Source organism: Microbulbifer sp. ABF4_107, assembly GCF_056312215.1.
Map to the genome: position 1 here is coordinate 825150 of NZ_CM149983.1, position 18842 is coordinate 843991.

General features: G+C 58.2%; 15 protein-coding genes. 8 read left to right on the plus strand and 7 right to left on the minus strand.

The features are described from left to right. Window positions 1–6: 6 nt before the first annotated feature. Complete coding sequence (locus ACYX4K_RS03395) at window positions 7–228, plus strand: DUF1272 domain-containing protein (RefSeq protein ID WP_476178823.1); 222 nt, start codon at window positions 7–9, stop codon at window positions 226–228. Window positions 229–250: 22 nt separating this feature from the next. Here the strand turns inward: ACYX4K_RS03395 and ACYX4K_RS03400 are convergent, their stop codons facing one another. Next, a complete protein-coding gene (locus ACYX4K_RS03400; RefSeq protein WP_475093510.1) occupies window positions 251–1009 on the minus strand; it encodes a TlyA family RNA methyltransferase in 759 nt (252 codons plus the stop codon). Window positions 1010–1147: 138 nt separating this feature from the next. Here ACYX4K_RS03400 and nhaA point away from each other — a divergent pair, with 138 nt between their 5' ends. The 3 genes from nhaA to ACYX4K_RS03415 all read left to right on the plus strand — a co-directional run bounded on the left by nhaA (window position 1148) and on the right by ACYX4K_RS03415 (window position 6358). Continuing rightward, the gene (nhaA, locus tag ACYX4K_RS03405; RefSeq protein ID WP_475093509.1) at window positions 1148–2593 is read left to right on the plus strand and encodes a Na+/H+ antiporter NhaA; all 1446 of its coding nucleotides are present in this window, start codon (window positions 1148–1150) and stop codon (window positions 2591–2593) included. Between the two features lie 434 nt (window positions 2594–3027). Further along, on the plus strand, window positions 3028–5220 hold the full coding sequence (locus tag ACYX4K_RS03410) for an alpha/beta hydrolase fold domain-containing protein (protein ID WP_475093508.1): 2193 nt from the start codon (window positions 3028–3030) through the stop codon (window positions 5218–5220). Between the two features lie 82 nt (window positions 5221–5302). Continuing rightward, window positions 5303–6358 carry a peptidase M42 gene (locus tag ACYX4K_RS03415; protein ID WP_475093507.1) on the plus strand — a complete coding sequence of 352 codons (1056 nt, stop codon included), beginning with the start codon at window positions 5303–5305 and terminating at the stop codon, window positions 6356–6358. A gap of 11 nt (window positions 6359–6369) precedes the next feature. Here ACYX4K_RS03415 and ACYX4K_RS03420 read toward each other — a convergent pair whose 3' ends face one another. From ACYX4K_RS03420 to mltF, 5 genes are all read right to left on the minus strand, one after another. Then, window positions 6370–6792, minus strand: coding sequence for a hypothetical protein (locus ACYX4K_RS03420; RefSeq protein ID WP_475093506.1), 423 nt, complete (start codon window positions 6790–6792; stop codon window positions 6370–6372). 88 nt (window positions 6793–6880) lie between these two features. Then, entirely contained in the window at window positions 6881–8638 is a 1758-nt protein-coding gene (dld, locus tag ACYX4K_RS03425) for a D-lactate dehydrogenase (RefSeq protein WP_475093505.1), read from the minus strand. Between the two features lie 20 nt (window positions 8639–8658). Beyond that, complete coding sequence (locus ACYX4K_RS03430; protein WP_475093504.1) at window positions 8659–8940, minus strand: PepSY domain-containing protein; 282 nt, start codon at window positions 8938–8940, stop codon at window positions 8659–8661. A 49-nt stretch (window positions 8941–8989) separates the two neighbouring features. Beyond that, entirely contained in the window at window positions 8990–9463 is a 474-nt protein-coding gene (locus ACYX4K_RS03435) for a hypothetical protein (RefSeq protein ID WP_475093503.1), read from the minus strand. 177 nt (window positions 9464–9640) lie between these two features. Then, window positions 9641–11119, minus strand: a complete 1479-nt coding sequence (mltF, locus tag ACYX4K_RS03440; protein ID WP_475093502.1) for a membrane-bound lytic murein transglycosylase MltF — start codon at window positions 11117–11119, stop codon at window positions 9641–9643. Between the two features lie 584 nt (window positions 11120–11703). Here mltF and purL point away from each other — a divergent pair. The 4 genes from purL (at window position 11704) to ACYX4K_RS03460 (ending at window position 17600) form a co-directional block, all read left to right on the plus strand. Beyond that, window positions 11704–15582, plus strand: coding sequence for a phosphoribosylformylglycinamidine synthase (purL, locus tag ACYX4K_RS03445; protein WP_475093501.1), 3879 nt, complete (start codon window positions 11704–11706; stop codon window positions 15580–15582). Between the two features lie 353 nt (window positions 15583–15935). Beyond that, on the plus strand, window positions 15936–16721 hold the full coding sequence (locus tag ACYX4K_RS03450; protein WP_475093500.1) for a carbonic anhydrase family protein: 786 nt from the start codon (window positions 15936–15938) through the stop codon (window positions 16719–16721). A 132-nt stretch (window positions 16722–16853) separates the two neighbouring features. Then, entirely contained in the window at window positions 16854–17237 is a 384-nt protein-coding gene (locus ACYX4K_RS03455) for an iron chaperone (protein ID WP_475093499.1), read from the plus strand. 39 nt (window positions 17238–17276) lie between these two features. Then, window positions 17277–17600 carry a TfoX/Sxy family protein gene (locus ACYX4K_RS03460; RefSeq protein WP_475093498.1) on the plus strand — a complete coding sequence of 108 codons (324 nt, stop codon included), beginning with the start codon at window positions 17277–17279 and terminating at the stop codon, window positions 17598–17600. An 89-nt stretch (window positions 17601–17689) separates the two neighbouring features. On the opposite strand, the gene ACYX4K_RS03465 is transcribed toward ACYX4K_RS03460, so the two are convergent. Beyond that, window positions 17690–18811 carry a cation diffusion facilitator family transporter gene (locus ACYX4K_RS03465; protein ID WP_475093497.1) on the minus strand — a complete coding sequence of 374 codons (1122 nt, stop codon included), beginning with the start codon at window positions 18809–18811 and terminating at the stop codon, window positions 17690–17692. Window positions 18812–18842 lie beyond the last annotated feature (31 nt).

An 18842-nucleotide genomic window follows, 5' to 3' on the forward strand; every position in this document is an offset into this window, starting at 1 on the left:
CTGAAAATGAAAGCAAGCTGTGAACGATGCAGTGCGCCTCTGGGCCTTTCTGACCTAGCCTATATCTGTTCATACGAATGCACATTTTGCCCCGAGTGCACGGCAGCGTTGAATGAAGAGTGTCCGAACTGCCAGGGCAACCTCGTACTACGCCCGCCGCGCCGCACTTCTCCAACGGAAGTGCCCCGACCCGGCTTCAAGGCCAAGCTGGAAGCCATTTTGCGCTAGCAGAGTGGCAGGTTAGGGGGTATTAGCGGGTTGCCCAGAGCAAAAACTCCCGATTTCCATCTCCACCCGTGATCGGGCTTTCAATGTAATCCCTTACCTGTAAATCCAGTTGCGTACACAGGGCGTATATTTTTTCCTGAACACCGCGATATAAACTGGAGTCCTTTACAAGGCCACCTTTGCCAATGCCTTCAGGGCCTACCTCAAACTGCGGTTTTACGAGGCTTAGCAGCGCTCCACCCGGTTTCAGCATCGGGGGCAATTGGGGCAGTATCAGGGTTTGAGAGATAAATGACACGTCCATGACGATGGCGTCAAATCCGTTGTTCCCCCAGGGCGATACCAGCTCGCTGGTCAGGTGGCGGGCGTTCAGCCCCTCAAACAATTTCATGCGCGGGTCCTGGAGGAGGGCGGGGGCCAGTTGGTCGTGGCCGACATCCACGCCTACCACCAGCTCTGCCCCCCGTTGCAGCAGGCAATCGCTGAAGCCACCGGTGGAGCAGCCCACATCCAGGGCGTGCCACCCGCTGGGATCCAGGCCAGTATGATCGAGAATGCCGGCCAGTTTCAGGCCAGCTCTGGAAACATACTGGTCTTCCGGTAGCGGCTCAACGAGGATTTGTGAGTCCTCTCGCAGGGTGTGGCTGGGCTTTTTGACCGGTTGCCATCGCTGGCCTCCCGCATCGGCCACTTGTACCCGGCCGGCATCAATCAATTTGCGCGCATGGGTTCGGGAGCTGGCCAGGCCCTGCTGTACCAACAATATGTCGAGACGGATCATGGATCGCACTATAGTTTTGAAATTCTGGAGGAGGAAATGACTGCCATGCTAACCTCTGCCCCCACGACTGGGAAGGCGCGTGAAGCCTGTGCCCAGCCAATTGACATAGCGAAACTGAATATTAGGAGTTGGCGTTAGATGGCAAACAATGTGCTGAGCAAGTTCAGGGTTCGCAAGGGCAAAGTTTTTGAGGCGCCACTGGAAAGTGCGTTCGGGCGCCTGGTTACGCCATTCGAAGAGTTTATCCACCGCCAGAGTAGCAGTGGCGTACTGTTGATGCTCTGTGCAGTAGTGGCGTTGATCATCGCCAATTCTCCATGGCAGGAGGCGTACAAGCACCTGTTGCATTTGCCGGTCAGCTACAACTTCGGCGACTGGTCCCTGTCCATGAGCTTCCACCACTGGATCAACGATGGCTTGATGGCCATCTTCTTCCTGCTGGTGGGACTGGAGCTCAAACGCGAGTTTCTGGTCGGCGAGTTATCGGAACTAAAACACGCTGTACTGCCGATAATGGCCGCGATTGGCGGAATGGTAGTGCCGGCGTTTATCTTCTTTCTCCTTAACGGCGGCACCCCATCCGAGCGCGGCTGGGGTATCCCCATGGCCACGGACATTGCCTTTGCCGTAGGGTGTATAGCCATACTCGGGAATCGTGTACCGCGCGCCGTAGTGACCTTCCTGGTGGCACTGGCGATCGTGGATGACCTGGGAGCAATCCTGGTGATTGCCATTTGGTATACCGAAAGCGTCAATACCACTGCGCTGATGGCGGCCTGCGCCTTGGTGGGTGTGTTGTGGCTGCTGAAGTTTGCCGGTGTGCGCCGCTCTGCGGGCTATATCTTTGTGGGCATTCTGTTGTGGTACGCGCTGTACGTTACCGGCGTGCACGCAACCCTCGCCGGGGTGATTACCGCGATGGCGATTCCGGCCAAGCCAAAATACGACCCGGTGGCTTTCAGTACTTTCGTGAAGGATATTATTCGCAGTTTTGATCGCTGCTTCCGCCCCGGCGATAAAATTATTGCCAACGATGCACTGCGTGCGCGGGTAACCGCGCTGGACAATGGTATTCACCTGGTGCAGTCGCCACTACAGCGGATGGAAACCCGCCTGCATACACCGGTGGCTTTTATTGTGGTGCCGATTTTTGCGCTGGCGAACGCCGGTATCCCTGTCGACAGTTTTACCAGTACAGAAGCCGTGTTCAATCCGCTGACGCTGGGTGTTATCTGCGGTCTGGTCTTTGGCAAGTTGATCGGTATTGTTGGTGCTACCTGGATTGGCTGGAAGCTGGGGTGGGGTGAGCTGCCGAAATCCTCAACATTCCACCATATTACCGGGGTGGCGCTGCTGGGGGGCATCGGCTTTACCATGTCGATATTTATTGCCGAGCTGGCCTTTGCCGGGCAAACCGAAATGCTGATTCAGGCGAAGGCCGGGGTGTTGCTGGCGTCGCTTATCGCGGGGGTTTCGGGCTTTCTGATCTTGCGCCGTGCGCCCATCGAGGAGTCCACGCAAACTGCCGGGCACCATGTGGAAAAGCCCGAGGATATTCAGCAGGGTGAGAAAAAACTGCCCTGAGTTTGTGGGGGCAGGGACGACAGCAGTGCGTTCCCGCCCCCATTTACCAACTCCCGTTTCCGATTGATCCTCGCCTAACCAATCAGTGAGCTACGTGACGAGTCGATCGGCTTTTATTTCTCGCGTGGTTTCTTCGCTACTGTCGTTTTTGCCGCACCGTCTTCCTTTTTATCACTCCTCTCCGGCTCTCCTTTACCGGTTCCTTATCACCCTGTATCCCTTCTCCCCGCAAGTCCCTGGTGTTATCCCTCTATCCGGCAGCTTGCCGGTGGGAGCTTTGATATTTCGGTAAGGCCAAAATTGGCCCCGGAATATGAATAGGGAAAGGGTGTCTTGAAAGTCAGGTTCTGAATGCGTTATTTTGGTAAGTCCAAATTTCTTGGGTTCTGGGTGATTGGTCAGCCTTTTGATAATGAAAATAAATCGAGGTGATGATGAAAATAGTTAGACGGAATTTCGATCGCTGGGCGCTGATCGTGCTGTTTCTGATGGGTTGTTCACAAGCGTTGGCCGGTATCGACTTGGAGGGGGTTACTGGCTTCGGGATGGATACCCCTGGGGGCAGTGGCGGTAAGGTCATTCGGGTGGCAAACCTGCAGAATCGCGGGGAGGGCTCATTGCGGTGGGCATTGGGGCAGCCTGGCCCCCGTATCGTGGTGTTTGAAGTGGGTGGTGTCATCGACCTCGACCGGGAAAATATTGTGGTCACCGAGCCGTTTCTTACCCTGGCCGGGCAGACTGCGCCAAACCCGGGTATTACCTTGATTCGGGGCGGCCTGAGTATCCGCACACACGATGTGCGAGTACAACACCTCCGCGTGCGCCCTGGCGATGTCGGGCGACCGGCCCGCAGTGGCTGGGCTCCGGATGGCATTGGTATTTCGGGCAAAGATGCCTATCGAATCCATATCGATCATTGCTCCACCAGTTGGGCCGTTGACGAGAATATGTCGGCTTCTGGGGCGCGCACGGATGGGCCTGACGCCACCAGCCGACAAATTACGATCAGCAACTCAATCATCGCCGAGGGATTGGATTACTCCACCCACCGAAAAGGCAAGCATTCTAAAGGGCTGCTGGTACATGATTTTGTACGTGACGTTGCGGTGGTCGGCAATTTGTTTGCCAACAATGATCGCCGCAATCCGTATTTCAAGGCGCATACCACCGGTGTGGTTGTGAACAATTTGATTTACAACCCGGGCTCTGCGGCCATTCAGCTGGGTTATATCGAAGACGAATGGCGGGATGTTGACGCGGCGCCGGTGAATCCGCGGGTTGCGGTTGTGGGCAATGTCCTGCAGTACGGGCGCGACACTTACAGTGATCTCGCGCTGGTGTCCTATCAGGGGGATGTTTATCTAGAGGATAACCTGGTGTGGAACCTCGATGGCGAGCCGATGAATATCGTACAGGGGGATATTCGGCGGCTGGAGGAGAAACCACTTTGGCCCGAGGGCTTGCGCACGATACCTGCCGAGATGCTCTCTCGCGAGCTATTGAAAACCGTCGGTGCCCGGCCCGCCGAGCGGGGTGCCGTGGATCAACGAATTATCGCGCAGGTAATGGCGGGACAGGGGCGTATTATTGATAGTCAGGATTCGGTTGAGGGATACCCCAGGCAGGTGCCGGTATTCCGTTCCCTGGCGGTACCGGAAGATGTGGATGCCTGGCTGTCGAGGTTATCGCGCGAGTTGCTCGAGCAAGCCGAGCCGGCTGTCAGAATTTCGCTCGACGACTCGTTTAACGTTCAATCCGCCTTTAACAAAGCCCGCAAGACTTATCCAGACATTCAAGTTGCACGGGTGGCGCCTGGGCAGGGTACTGAAATCCTACGGGACGTGGTGTATCGCCGTGTCGGGTCGCGCGCTCTGCATCTGGATCTCTTCCTTCCTGAGGGGCGGCAGCCCGGGTCCGACCGACCGGCTGTACTGCTCGTTCACGGCGGCGGCTGGCGCTCTGGTAACCGCACTCTGCAGGAACCCATGGCAAGGTATCTCGCCAACCGGGGATTTGTCACCGCGACGGTAGAGTACCGCCTGTCGCCGGAAGCCCGCTACCCGGCGGGTGTACAGGATGTTAAGTCTGCGCTTGGCTGGTTGCGGGCGCAGGCGGGTCTTTACGGCATTGACCCTGAGCGCCTCGCCGTTATCGGTGCCTCTTCGGGCGCGCAAATGGCCACGCTCGTGGGGGTAACCCCGGGCTTGTCCATATTTGAAACGGTACAGTCCGCTGGTAAAGACTCGGTTCAGGCCATTGTCAATCTGGACGGCATTGTCAGTTTCACTACGCCTATGGCATTGCGACATGAAAATGATCCGCGCAAAATCCCTTCGGCGGCGGGCGCCTGGTTCGGTGGTCGTTACGAGAATGTGCCGGATCTCTGGCAACAGGCTTCTCCACTTGAGTACGCGGGTGCTGGCGCTCCCCCCACGCTGTTCGTCAACAGCAGCCACCCGCGCTTTCACGCCGGGCGGGATCAATATATAGCGCGCTTGAGTGGTGCCGGTGTTGTTACGGAAGTAATGACCCACGTGGATGCGCCGCACCCTTACTGGCTATTTGAGCCCTGGTTTACGCCGACTGCGGAGCGGGTTTACGGGTTTCTGACCCGGGTAATGCAGTAGCGTTAAAAAACGATCGCTCATTGGCGAAATTGCTGGATATACTCCGCAAATATCCCACGCCAGCGGGCGGAGCCAGCAGCCAATGCAACAGACTGAACATTTTATCGACCTGCTAAAACTGCTGGTGCGCAGCCCCAGTGTGGTAGGTGCAGAGCATTCGTTTTTCCGGGTATTGCAGCGCGAGCTTGAAGAGCGGGGCGCGCGCGTTACCTGGTACGAGGGCCTGCTGGTAGCCCAGGGGCAGCGTCCCAATAGTGCCAAGTTTTCCGCGCATATCGACCGCCATGGTTTGATTTGCACCGGACCCAATGAGTTTCAGTACGCCGCCTTTGTATCTGGTCGCCGCTCCGATTTACTGGGGAACTCTGTTTCCGAAAAGCTGATGACCAAAATCGTCGACCGCTTCCAGGGAGTTACCGTCACCGCTTACGAACCTTGGTCCGGTTCCTATTTCGGGTCCGGTGTCATCCGTCGAGCCTACGTCTGCGGTTACCGGAACAACCTGATATTCGAGGTCGCTGGCCTCGAACATGTGGTTGCCGGTACTCCGGTGGCTTTCACCGATCGTCTGGAAATCAATGACGGCATTCTGAGTGCGCAGCTGGATAACGTACTCACCGCAGCACACCTGGTCCACCTTTACAGCCTCGGCTTTCAAGGCACTGCTTTTTTTACCGCACAGGAAGAGTCCGGTAGTAGCTGGCGCTATTTGCTGGAGTGGTTCCGCCGCTTCAATGGCGGTACTGACAAGCTGATTGTGGTGGACACCAGCCCCTACCCGGACCGCACCAGTGCCGATGCACAGCAGGTGGTATTGCGCAGGCGGGATGCGAATGCACAGTTTCACGCGGGGACGACCGAGCGGTTGGCGGCGCTATGCGATACCCAGGGTATTAGCTATAGCTACAAAGACAGCTATATCGAAGCGCAAAACAAAAAGGCGGTGGCCGAAGGTCAGGAACCCCAGTCCTTCGGCAGTACCGAGCTCGGGCGGATTGCGAGTGCGTCGTCGGGCTTCGTGCAGGGCACCACGTTACAGATTCCCACCACGGGTTATCACACCATGGAGGAGTCCGCTTCCCTGGCGGCCAACAGCGCCTTCAGCGATCTGCTGTTTGCGATTGCCGCAGACGACTGATCCGGGGGCCTTTAGAACTCTTCACTTGCCTGGTAGCGGTTGCAGCGATTGTTGCAGTAAGGCCTGTCCGAACGAATCACGCCAGTTGCCGGGTGCACCGTCAGCTGGCGTTTTTTATTGCCGTGATAGGCCACCACATTCCAGTATCCATTGCGGAACTGTACGCGATCGAACGAGTGAAACCCGAGCCGTTGCAGACGCACCCGCACTGCACCGGCGCTCAGATCGATTTCCGACGGTGTGCTTCCATCCAGATCCGGGCCGTACAGGTTTGGTGGTATCTGCGGACCTGAGGAAGGTCCGGAAAACTGGAAGTCATTGGCCGTGAATGGACCTGGCTGCTGGGCGTAAAGTGGCGTTGCGGTGAACAGTGTCAGCGCGGCTACAAGTGAAGCACAGGCGACGACTCTGACGCGGGCGGCGGCATACTGCATGGCGTTCCCCAAATTACCTTTATCCGCTTATTGGTAATGTGGGGAGCGCCCAATTCAAAGGAATACTTGCGGCTACGGCGGCGGGCGCTCAGCCGCAATTACAGCAGCGCCGGTGCTTGTCGGTTTTACCGATGCCCGGGTTGAAGGTGTTGGTGGGGTCGAGTTTTTCGAAGAAGGCTTTCTGTGTATCGGGGGCCTGGTAGAGATGGCCGACATTGTGTTCCGCGGGATAGCAGGCGCCTCTCTGGTCGAGCAGTTGTAACATGGCTTTCTTAACCGCATCCGGGTCGGCGTCTTTCTTCAGGATGTAGTCCTGATGGAACACATTGCACAGGAAGTGGCCGTAGTAGAGCCTGCATTCCAGCTGGTCCGCGATTTCTGCCGGCAGCTTTTCTTCCCAATCCATGTCGTTGCGCCTGAGCGCGATATCCAGCGGCAGCAGCTCCCCGACTTTTTTACTGTGCACGGCCTGATAGCGCATGGCGGCGCCGGCGGAGACAAAACGGTGCAGCATGGCCTTGCTGGCTTCGGCCGCGTCGCAGGCAAAAAACTCTCCCGAGTTTTTTTCGTTCGCAAAGAATGTCTGCAGCCACTGATGTGCGGGCTCTACGCCCTCGTCAGCCATTTTCACGATCAGGTGGTGCTGGTACTTCTCCCGGTACTCCAGCATGCGCTTGGGCAGGTGCTGGGGGAGTAGTGTGCTGATCTTCTGCAATAGCCGGTCGCTGAAAAAACGGGGCAGCCAGGCCTGCTTTTCGAGCCAGGCGTCCACGCGACCCTTGAGGGCGAAGAAGTGGGGCATGCGGCCGGTGCCGAGCTTTTCGATGGTATAAAAGCTGTCTTTGCCGTAATCCGCTGCCAGGTCAAACATATCCCGGTGCAGGTATTCACCGAGTACCGGAATGCTGGGCAGTTCGCTCAATAAACCTCGACGCAGCCGCGCGAAGACGTTGGCGTCGTTACTGCCGATGTAAAACGTCTGGGTGTGCTGGGGGATGGGGAAAGTGTCCAGGCGCACCGCAAAGACCGCGACCTTGCCGGCGCAGCCGCTGGTTTCGAACAGGCGCCGGGGGTCGGCATTAAACCTGGCGGGGCTGTCCGCATCCACGTCCCGCACCCGCTCCACGTATTCCCGGTCCGAGGCCATACGCGGCCGTTCGAGGTTGTCCGGGTGGGGAAGCTCTCGTACCTGAATAAAGGTGCCGTTCTCGAGATTGGTTAGTATTTCCTGTGGGGTTTCCCCGAGTTCAATACCCAGGTGGTTGATCAGCTGCAATTGGCCTTGCGCACTGACTTGGGCGTACAGCGCCAGCTCGGTATAGGCGGGGCCGCGCTGGCACAGTGCGCCGCCGGAGTTGTTGGCGATACCGCCGACAATGGAGGCTCCGAGACAGGAAGAGCCTATTTCCGAGTGGGGCGAGCGTTGCAGGGGCGAGAGTAGTTTGGTCAGGCTATGCAGGGTCGCGCCGGGGAGGGCGACAATCTGTTCACCGGTTTGTGCGCCGTCACCGAGCAGGTGAATGCGGTTCATCTGCAGGGTATTGATAACAACAACCGGGCGATCATAGTCATTGCCACTGGGGGTGGAGCCTTCCGTAAGGCCAGTGTTCGCGGCCTGCAGAATGATAATGGCCCCAGCGTCCACGCAGGTCTGTAGAATCTCCCACAGCTCCAGCAGTTTGCCGGGAAACACCACCGCGAGTGCCGCGCCTTCTCCGGAGCGAAATCCCTTGCGATAGTGCTCATTGCGTTGCGGGTCTGTCAAAACGCGTTCACGGCCAAGAAACTGCTCCAGTTGTTGGAGCAGTGCCCGGCTTTCGACAGAATCCCTGGAGGCTGTTTTCACGTTACTGAGGTAAGGCGTCGTCAGTCTCTGTCCTCTTTCACTTCCAGAATTTCGCCACTATTGGGATCCACCTCGAGATCCCACTTCCGCCCTTCTTTGTAGGCTTCTACTTCCCAGCGGCCCCTATCGAGGGAGACATCGACGACGGGGGTATAACCCTGTTGTTCGAGTTTGGTGATGAGACTCGACAGTGCCATGGCCCCCGGAGGCGGCATTTCTTCTTTGGCACTGGCCTGTGCTGCGGCTACCGCGGCGATGCCACCCAGGGTGACCGCAAGGAGAGAGTTTTTTACATTCTTCATTTGAGCTCCCGTGTGTAACTGAGACGGCGCTAACTGCTGTAGAAGTGTTTTAGTCGGTGTTGCCGAGGCGTTGTTGCATCATAAAGCACCACTCGTCACTACCGCCGTCTGGGCCGTGTGCGCCATCGCCGCCGGTGAGTTTATCCATGGCGGTAAACCAGTCTTTGGAGCCCACAAGCGGCAGTCCCGAAGGATAGTGCTCGGCTATGGCTTCGGTCTGGGTTGCCATGACCTGTTTGTTGACCCATTCAAACCACTCGGCGTTGCAGATCAACTGGCCCTCGCTATTGGGGCTTTCTGCAGGGGTAGCGCTGTCGCCGTTGTTGTCGGCAGCCGCGTCACCGGTCGATGACGGAGAGTCATAATCCGGCGCGCTGGTATCTTCCTCGACAACAGTCGTCTCTTCCACGACCTCGGTTTCTGGTTTGGCTGAAGCGTCGGGCTCATGGGTGTCCGACTTGCGACTACAACCGGTGATCGCAATGGTAGCCATCAGGCTGGCGAGCAACAGGTGACGAATCATAGAGGTTCCTCGTAGTGATCTATGGCTGGCGCCGAAATGATCGGGCCACTGGAGATAAGCATAGGAGGAAAATGGTGACTTGCACGGTGAGGCAGTGGGTTTTGTGATCCGGAGCTCAGCCGAATACCAAAACAGGCGACCTGTGGTCGCCTGTTTTGGTTGCAAACCGCGGAGCTTTTACAGCGCGGACTGGGATGCCGCGGCCTCGGCAGCCGGAATGTCTGCCAGTGTTTCGCCGTCGTCATTGGCGGCGGCAGCTGCCAGGCGCTGCTCTTCGATGCGGCTGGTCCAGGTCAACAGAGCCTGGTAGTGACGGATGTTCTGCACATAGGTGACCGGCTCCCAGCCGCGTGCATAACCGTGCTTCAGGTTCTTGTAGTACTGCCGTTTGGCAAGCAGGGGTAAGTGGTCGCGCACGTCGGACCAGCGGTCCGGGTTGCCCCCCAGTTGTTGCGTGAGCACGCGCGCATCTTCGAGATGGCCGTAACCGACGTTGTACGCGGCGAGCGCCATCCAGGTGCGATCCGGCTCGCGGATGCGCTCGGGGATCTTGTCCCGCACCTGCAGGAAGTAGCGCGCACCGCCATCAATACTCTCCAGCGGGTCCAGGCGGTTTACGCCCATCTCGCGGGCGGTGGCACGTGTCAGCATCATCAGGCCGCGCACCCCGGTGGGGGATTTGGCGCGGGGGTTCCAGTGGGATTCCTGGTAACTCAGTGCCGCCAGCAGCTCCCAGTCCAGCTCGTATTTATCGGCGGCCTTCTGCAGTTCTTCCCGCCATTTCGGCAGGCGGTCGCGGGTGAGCTGGGCGAAGGTCTTGGCGCCGCCCACGTTCATTTTGCTTACGTGGCCGAAGTAGAGTTCACGCAGTTCCGCCACCAGGCCACTGGTATTGGCACGCAGCATAAAGTTGCGCGCGGCGCGGTAGAGGGTGTCGTCTTCGCCCTTGGGGAAGGCCCAGGAAACCGGTTGGAACTGGGTCAGGTTAAAGGCGATATGGGTATTCGGGTAGAGGCCGCGGTGCACCGCGTAAGCGTTGGAGTCCACTACGGCGTAGTGGTACTTGCCCTCGTTGACCATTTCCACCAGTTCCATGGCGTCCACGTCGGAAATCTCTTCCCAGCTCAGGCCTTCATAGCGATGGGAGAGCTTGCGCAGCTGCTCGGCGTGGGCGCTACCGGCGATAACGGCAATGTTCTTGCCCTCCAGGTCGGCGACACTACGCGGGCGCCGTTCGCCCAGGCGGTAGATGATCTGCTGGCGGATCTCAAAATAGGACGGGGCGAAGCGGACCTGTTCGCGGCGCTCGGAGGTGACGGTAAGGCCCGCCGCAGCCAGGTGCGCGCCGGACTCCGGATTTTCCAGTTCGCTGAACAGGTGGCTCAGGTCGTGTACGTCGCGGATTTCCAGCTCGACGCCCAGCTCGCGCGCGAACTCGCGCAGCATGCCGTATTCAAATCCGGTGTAGTGACCGTTGGCATCTTCGTAATAGGTGGTGGGTCCGTTCTGGGACAGTACAACCAGCTTGCCGGACGTCTTTACCCGCTCCAGCAGGCTGGGCGCTTTGCTTGCCACCAAAAGAGAAGCACAACAGGCCAAGGCCACCCCCTTCAACAGGCGGCGGCTGTATCGCAACAGTCGGCTTTTCATGATCATAGGCGGTCCCCTCGAATCCTTTCGTTAGCATTATTGATACGCAGAGCGGAGCCCCTTCATCCGGTTGGTCCTGGGCCGGTATCCTTGCTCTGCTGCGGGCGCGATCCGCTGCGCCTCGCGACTTTCCTCTGTGGTCTTCATTCGTGGCGTATCGACTTGCCACCCTTCCTGAAAACCGCACGTGCTGCCGGGCTTTGCCTATTATTTGAACAGGGTCAGGCGAAAGCGCGGCAATTTTACCTCATACATGGGGAGTCTGACCAATTGTGACCAGAGTTGCCCTCTGAGTTTGTGATTGATCGGGTTGTTTCGATCCACTTTTCAGTGTAGTGGACGGTGTCGGATTGGTTGCGGTACTCGTTAATTTGGGGTTGCCGCCAGCGCCAATCCGGCCACATTCGCTTTGCGATCGAGGGTACTGACAGTGTTTCACCGCCGGATGCCCGCTTGACAGTGTTGGAGCGGCGATGCTTCGGGTACAATGCGCGCGCTCCGATTCCCGGTGTACCTGCGTGGCACGTCCTAACCGATCTGATGCTTCCGCCCGCAGGCGCTCAAATCCAGACAAGAGGCCAACTCCCGCGATGCTAGTTCTGCGTGGTGCTCCCGCACTGTCGAAATTCCGCCATCAAAAACTGCTCACCCAACTCCGCGCCCTGCTGCCTGCAGTAGAGGATGTCTACGCCGAGTTTGTGCACTTTGCCGACAGCAAAAAGCTCGGCAAAAAGGATCAGGCGCTGCTGGAGCGTCTGCTGCAGTACGGCCCCACCGAAGAGAAGCACCAGCCGGAAGGCGAGCTGCTGTTGGTCGTCCCGCGCCCGGGCACCATCTCGCCCTGGTCGTCCAAGGCGACCGACATCGCCCACAATGCGGGCCTGACCGAGATCCACCGCCTTGAGCGGGGAGTTGCCTACTACCTTACCGGGGTCAAATTAACCGACGCTGAACGCAAGCTGCTGGCGGCAGAGCTCCACGATCGCATGGTCGAGAGCGTCTACACCGAGCTGAAGCAGGCTGAAGCGCTGTTCCAGGTGGAAAAGCCGCGCCCCATGGGCACCGTGGATGTGCTGGACGGCGGCCGCGAAGCCCTGGCCGAAGCCAACGTCACCCTGGGCCTGGCCCTGGCGGAAGACGAGATCGATTACCTGCTCACCAGCTTTGAAGAGCTGGAACGCAACCCTACCGATGTGGAGCTGATGATGTTCGCCCAGGCGAACTCCGAGCACTGCCGCCACAAGATCTTCAATGCCAGCTGGACCATCGACGGCGAAGACATGCCCAACTCCCTGTTCGGCATGATCAAGAACACCTACCGCAAGGGCGGCGAAGACGTACTGTCCGCCTACGCGGATAACGCCGCGGTGGTGGTTGGCCACAAGGCCGGCCGTTTTTACCCGGATCCGGAAACCAAGGAATACGGTTTCAGCCAGGAAGCCATTCACCTGCTGATGAAGGTGGAAACCCACAACCACCCCACCGCGATTGCGCCTTTCTCCGGTGCCGGCACTGGCGCCGGCGGCGAGATCCGCGACGAAGGCGCCGTGGGCCGTGGCTCCAAGCCGAAAGTGGGCCTCACCGGCTTTACCGTTTCCAACCTGCAGATCCCCGGACACCTGCAACCGTGGGAAGTAAATTACGGCAAGCCCGAGCGCATCGTCACCGCCCTCGACATCATGATTGAAGGGCCGATTGGGGGGGCTGCCTTCAATAACGAATTCGGCCGCCCGAACATCTGCGGTTATTTCCGTACCTTTGAAGAAGACTTCAACGGCGAGCGCCGCGGCTACCATAAGCCGATCATGCTGGCCGGTGGCTACGGCAACATCCGCGAAGAGCACGTGGACAAGCCGGAATTCAAACCCGGCGCCAAGCTGATTGCCCTGGGCGGCCCGGCCATGTTGATTGGCCTCGGTGGCGGCGCGGCGTCCAGTATGGCGAGCGGTTCCAGCTCCGAAGACCTGGACTTCGCCTCCGTACAGCGCCAGAACCCGGAAATCGAGCGTCGCTGCCAGGAAGTGATCGACCAGTGCTGGCAGCTGGGTGATAAGAACCCCATTGCATTTATCCACGATGTGGGTGCCGGCGGCCTGTCCAACGCCTTCCCGGAACTGGTGAAAGACGGCGGTACCGGCGGCAACTTCCAGCTGCGCAACGTGCCCTCCGACGAGCCGGGCATGAGCCCGCTGGAAATCTGGTGTAACGAATCCCAGGAGCGTTACGTACTGGCGGTGATGCCGGAAGACCTGGCGCGCTTCGAGAAAATCTGCGAGCGCGAGCGCGCGCCTTTCGCGGTAGTAGGTGAAGCCACCAGCGAAAAGCACCTGACCCTGAACGACACCCAGTTCGACGCCAAGCCGGTCGACCTGCCCATGTCCGTGCTGTTCGGCAAGCCGCCGAAGATGCACCGTACTGCGGAGAAGGTGGAAGCAAAAACCACCGCCTTCGATACCAGCAATATCAAACTGGAAGAAGCCGCCGAGCGCGTACTGCGCCTGCCCACCGTCGCCAGCAAGAACTTCCTGATCACCATCGGCGACCGCACCGTTACCGGCCAGGTTTCCCGCGATCAGATGGTCGGCCCCTGGCAGGTGCCGGTGGCAGATTGCGCGGTGACTACCGTGGCCTACGACAGCACCAAAGGGGAGGCCATGTCCATGGGCGAGCGCACCCCGGTAGCGTTGCTGGACGCGCCGGCCTCCGGTCGCCTGGCGGTAGGTGAGGCGATTACCAACATTGCCTGTGCGCCGATCAAACAGCTTTCCGACATCAAGCTCTCCGCCAACTGGATGTGTGCCGCAGGCCACCCGGGTGAGGAAGAAAAGCTGTACCGCACCGTGGAAGCGGTGGGTATGGAGCTGTGCCCGGAGCTGAATATCACTATCCCGGTGGGCAAGGACTCCATGTCCATGCGCACCGCCTGGAACGATGGCGGTGAAGACAAGGCGGTTACCGCGCCTCTGTCCCTGGTGATTTCCGCCTTCAGCCCGGTAAGCGATGTACGCAAAGTGGTTACCCCGCAGCTGCGTAAGATGAAAAAAGGCGAGAGCGAACTGCTCCTGGTCGATCTGGGTGCTGGCAAAAACCGCCTCGGTGGTTCCTGTCTGGCTCAGGTGTACAGCCAGCTGGGTGACCTGCCCGCCGACCTGGACGACGCCAAGCGTCTGAAAGGCTTCTTCGATGTGATGCAGGAATTGCTGGAAGAAGAAAAAGTCATCGCCTACCACGACCGCGCTGACGGTGGTCTGTTTGCGACCCTGGCGGAGATGAGTTTCGCCGGCCGTGTGGGTGTCGATGTGGAAATTTATGATCTGGGCGACGACGCCATTGCCGCACTGTTCAGTGAGGAGCTGGGTGCAGTCCTGCAGGTGCCCAGTGCCGACGCGGATATGCTGGCGATGCGCTTTGCGTCCGTGGGCGTACCTGCGCACCGCATTGGTGAGCTGAATGAAAATGAACACCTGCGTATCACCCGTGAAGACCAGGTGATTTTCAATCGCAGCCGCGCGGAACTGCAGCAGATCTGGAGTGAAACCAGCTATCAAATCCAGTCCCTGCGTGACAACGCCGATTGCGCGAAGCAGGAATTCGACGCTATTGCCAAGACAGCAGAGCAGGATCCGGGTCTGTCCGTGAGCCTGAGCTACGACGTGAACGAAGACATTGCGGCTCCCTACATCAAGAAAGGTGTGCGTCCGAAGATTGCCATCCTGCGGGAGCAGGGTGTCAACAGCCAGGTGGAAATGGCGCACTCCTTCCACCGCGCGGGCTTCAATGCTGTCGACGTACATATGAGCGATATTCTTGCCGGCCGTGTGGAACTGGATCAGTTCAAGGGCCTGGTGGGCTGTGGTGGCTTCTCTTACGGTGACGTGCTTGGTGCCGGTGAGGGTTGGGCGAAGACCATTCTGTTCAATGACCGCGCGCGCGATCAGTTTGAAGGCTTCTTTAACCGCAAGGACACTTTTGGCCTTGGCGTGTGTAACGGGTGTCAGATGTTCTCGGTGATCAAGGAGCTGATTCCTGGTGCCGACCACTGGCCGCGTTTTGTCCGCAACCTGTCTGAGCAGTATGAGGCGCGCTTTGCGCTGGTGGGCGTGGAAGACTCTCCGTCTGTACTGTTCAAGGGGATGGCGGGTTCCTATATGCCGGTGGCGGTTGCCCACGGTGAAGGACGTGTGGAGTTTGCGGATCAGAAGGCGCTGGAGACTTGCGAGCAGTCTGGCACTATTGCGATGCGTTACCTGAACAACAATCAGCAGATTACCGAGACTTACCCGGCCAACCCGAACGGTTCGGTCAACGGTATCACTTCTCTGTGTTCTGAGGACGGCCGCGTGACCATCATGATGCCGCACCCGGAGCGTGTAGCCCGCGCGGTCAGCAACAGCTGGCGCCCGGACGATTGGGAAGAGGATTCCGGCTGGATGCGCCTGTTCCGCAATGCGCGAGTGTTTGTGGATTAATACGCCCAATCCCCGTAGGAGCCTGCTTGCAGGCGAACCCAAAGCCCCGGTACCCCCGGGGCTTTTTTGTGGCTTCGAACTTCTTCCGTGGCGGCTGCGCATCGGGTAAGGGTTTTCAGGATCGCTGTGAACCCATCCCTGGGCGCTGCGGCGCAAACCTCCTGTTTGCGACGCTCCTGAAAACCCTTACCCGCTACGCAGCCTTCCCTCTTGATTCATGCGGTTCGATCGTGAATCTTGCTTGTCGCCAAATTCGTCTAGACTGAAATTAGCTCCTCACAGGGTGGCCTTTCACGCCAATGCCGTCCGATGGTAATAACCACGCCGGCACATTTTTTTCAGCGGACTCGATTATGTGCAATGAACCGAATCGCTCGAGCATCCACAAAAAAACTTCCTCGCATCCCGGCTATCGCGCCGGGGCCAGTCGTCGACAGGCGCTGAAAGGCGCGCTGACGGCGGGGCTTGCCGGTATGGCGGCTGGGGCGGGGTTGATGAGTTTTTCGGGTGTCAGTTTTGCTGCGGCCTTGTCCAAGGAGCAGAGGGATGCGATGAGCCCGGATGATGTGATTGCGATGATGCAGCAGGGCAATGAGCGTTTTCGCTCGGGTAAGATGCAACAGCACGATTACCTGGCGCAGAAGCGCGCGAGTGCCGCGGGGCAGTTCCCGGCGGCGGCGATCCTGAGTTGTATTGACTCACGTACGCCGGCGGAAATTCTGCTGGATATGGGGCTGGGTGAGTCTTTCAATACACGGGTGGCCGGCAATATCTGTAATGACGATATTGTGGGCAGCCTGGAGTTTGCCTGTGCGGCCGCGGGTGCCAAGGTGATTCTGGTGATGGGGCATACTGCCTGCGGTGCGGTTAAAGGTGCCATTGATGACGTGAAGCTGGGCAAGTTGACCGAGCTTCTGGATGAGATCAAGCCGGCAGTAGAAGCGACCAGGTATGACGGTGATCGCTCGAGCAAGAACGCCGAGTTTGTCGACCTGGTGGCGGCGAACAATGTGCGCCGGGCGATGGAGGAGATTCGCGATGAAAGCGGGGTTCTGTCGAAGATGGAGAAGGAGGGCAAGATCAAGATCGTTGGCGCCATGTACCACTTGAATGGCGGCCGGCTGGAGATGTTGGCCTGATACCCTGGCGCTTGTTTTTTCCTCGGCAGCGCGGGCGGTAGTGGGCCGGTTGGAATAATAGTCCCTGACTGACCGGGCACTTTTTGATTTCTTTGCTACACTGTAATCAATAAGCGCAATAACATTTTACGCATGGACACACCATCGCAAACCACGTCAGATTCCATCCCGCAGCTTCTGGCCGAGTACGTCAGCGAGCTTTCGACCAAGCGTAGCGAGCGCGTGCAAAAGCTCCACAATCTGGTGATTGCCAACTTCCCCGACGTCACCCTCTCAATGAAATACAAAATGCCTACCTATGCGCTTGGCGATGGTTGGGTGGCGCTGGCGAGCCAGAAGAGCTACCTGTCGCTGTATACCTGTGCGCGGGAGCACATACAGCCATATCTGGAGAAGCACCCCTCGGCGAAATGCGGCACCGGTTGCCTGAACTTTCGCGATAGCGACGATATTGTGTTTGAAGACCTGAGGCCGGTAATAGCCTCTGCCCTGCAGAAGCGTACCCCGGTGAAGTGATTGGGGTAAGGAATTGATATAAAGAGCAAGGAGTTAACCATGTCGTACAGTGAAGAGCTGGTAGAAAAAGTCCGCGGAGTACTGCAAGAGGAAGATGGACTGAGTGAGAAGCAGATGTTTGGTGGGCTGGCCTTTATGTTAAATGGCAATATGGCCTGTGGCGTGGTGGGTGAGGAATTGATGGTGCGCGTGGGGCCGGACAATTATCAGGCAGCGCTCGGCGAGCGTTACACCCGGCCCATGGATTTCACCGGTCGCCCGCTGAAAGGTATGGTTTACGTTGAGGAGGATGCAATCGCCGCCGACCTGGACGGATGGGTGACCCGCGGTGTCGAATTTGCGGGAACGCTCCCACCCAAGTGAAGCCGGAAACCGCAGTACGTCAACTATTTGAGGCACTGCGGTTTTACAGCTGTTGGATATCCAATGTGTTGTGTATATGAAGCCGTATTTTAGAGCGGCTTCTCTCTCAACCGCTCCGGTACATCCAGCTTCGATGGTGGCGCTATACCATTGATCTCGATGGTCAGATGAAATACCCGCGTGCAGCGCTGCTTTAGTTCCGCCTCGAGCTCATCGATTAACTCTTCGGTTGCTTCCAGGGTTGCCTGTACGATGGCCCGCGTCTCGGCATACTCGAGTACGGCGTCGGTTCTGCGGTGTTCGGCGACTCGGTCAAGCAGTTGTTGCTCATGTCGGTCTATGCGTTCGTTCATGCCCCGCATCAGGACCTCCTCGCGCACTTCAATTTCCGCAACGACGACCGTGTGGGTGTCATCCACAATTACCGATCTCAGGTCGTGGTACCGCTCTACCTCCCGGTGATGCTTGACGATGTCGTGAAATGCCCGCTCGGCGTCCTTGTCGCGGATATTTGTCAGGTAGCGCATATTGATCTTGCCGAGGAAAATCGCGGTCAATCCCAGCATGACGGCAATTGAGACCGAGAAGCCGATATCCCACATGGGGTTGCCCGTAGTCTGGGTCAAGCCAATGCCTGTAGCGGCGAGGATTACGCCAGTTACCGCGATGCTGTCCTCAAGCAGTACGGCAATAAGTGTGGGGTCATCTGCATCCGCCAGATAGCGGAACGGGTTTTTCTTACCTTCTGCACGCATGCGTGAAAAAAATTCTTTTCCCGCGACCATCAGTACATAGCCCTCGAGAACGAGGGCGATAAACAGCACCACACCGGATACCCAGATCGGCGCGATATCAAATCCGAGAATCGAAATGGCCTCCGGGCGGTCCACATGACCGAGGTTTTGCCAGGCGTGCCAAGCATGTGCAAGGCCGAGGCCACAGCCGATGGAGAACAGGCCGATGGCACTCCACAGGTTCCACAGGTACTTCTTTTGCCCGTGACCGAATGCATAGTGACTGTCGGCCGGTCGGCCACCGCGTTTCAGCCCGATCAGCAGAAAAATCTGGTTCAGGGTATCCATCAGGCTGTGTACCGCTTCATTCATCATTGCGGCGGAATGAGTCGCGAGAGCCGCCACTCCCTTCAGAACGGTGATGATGGCGTTTACACAGATGGCGTATAGAACAGCCTTTCTCGAGCCCTGGGCCATGTTACCCCCATAAAACGGTAGTGGTGTGCGG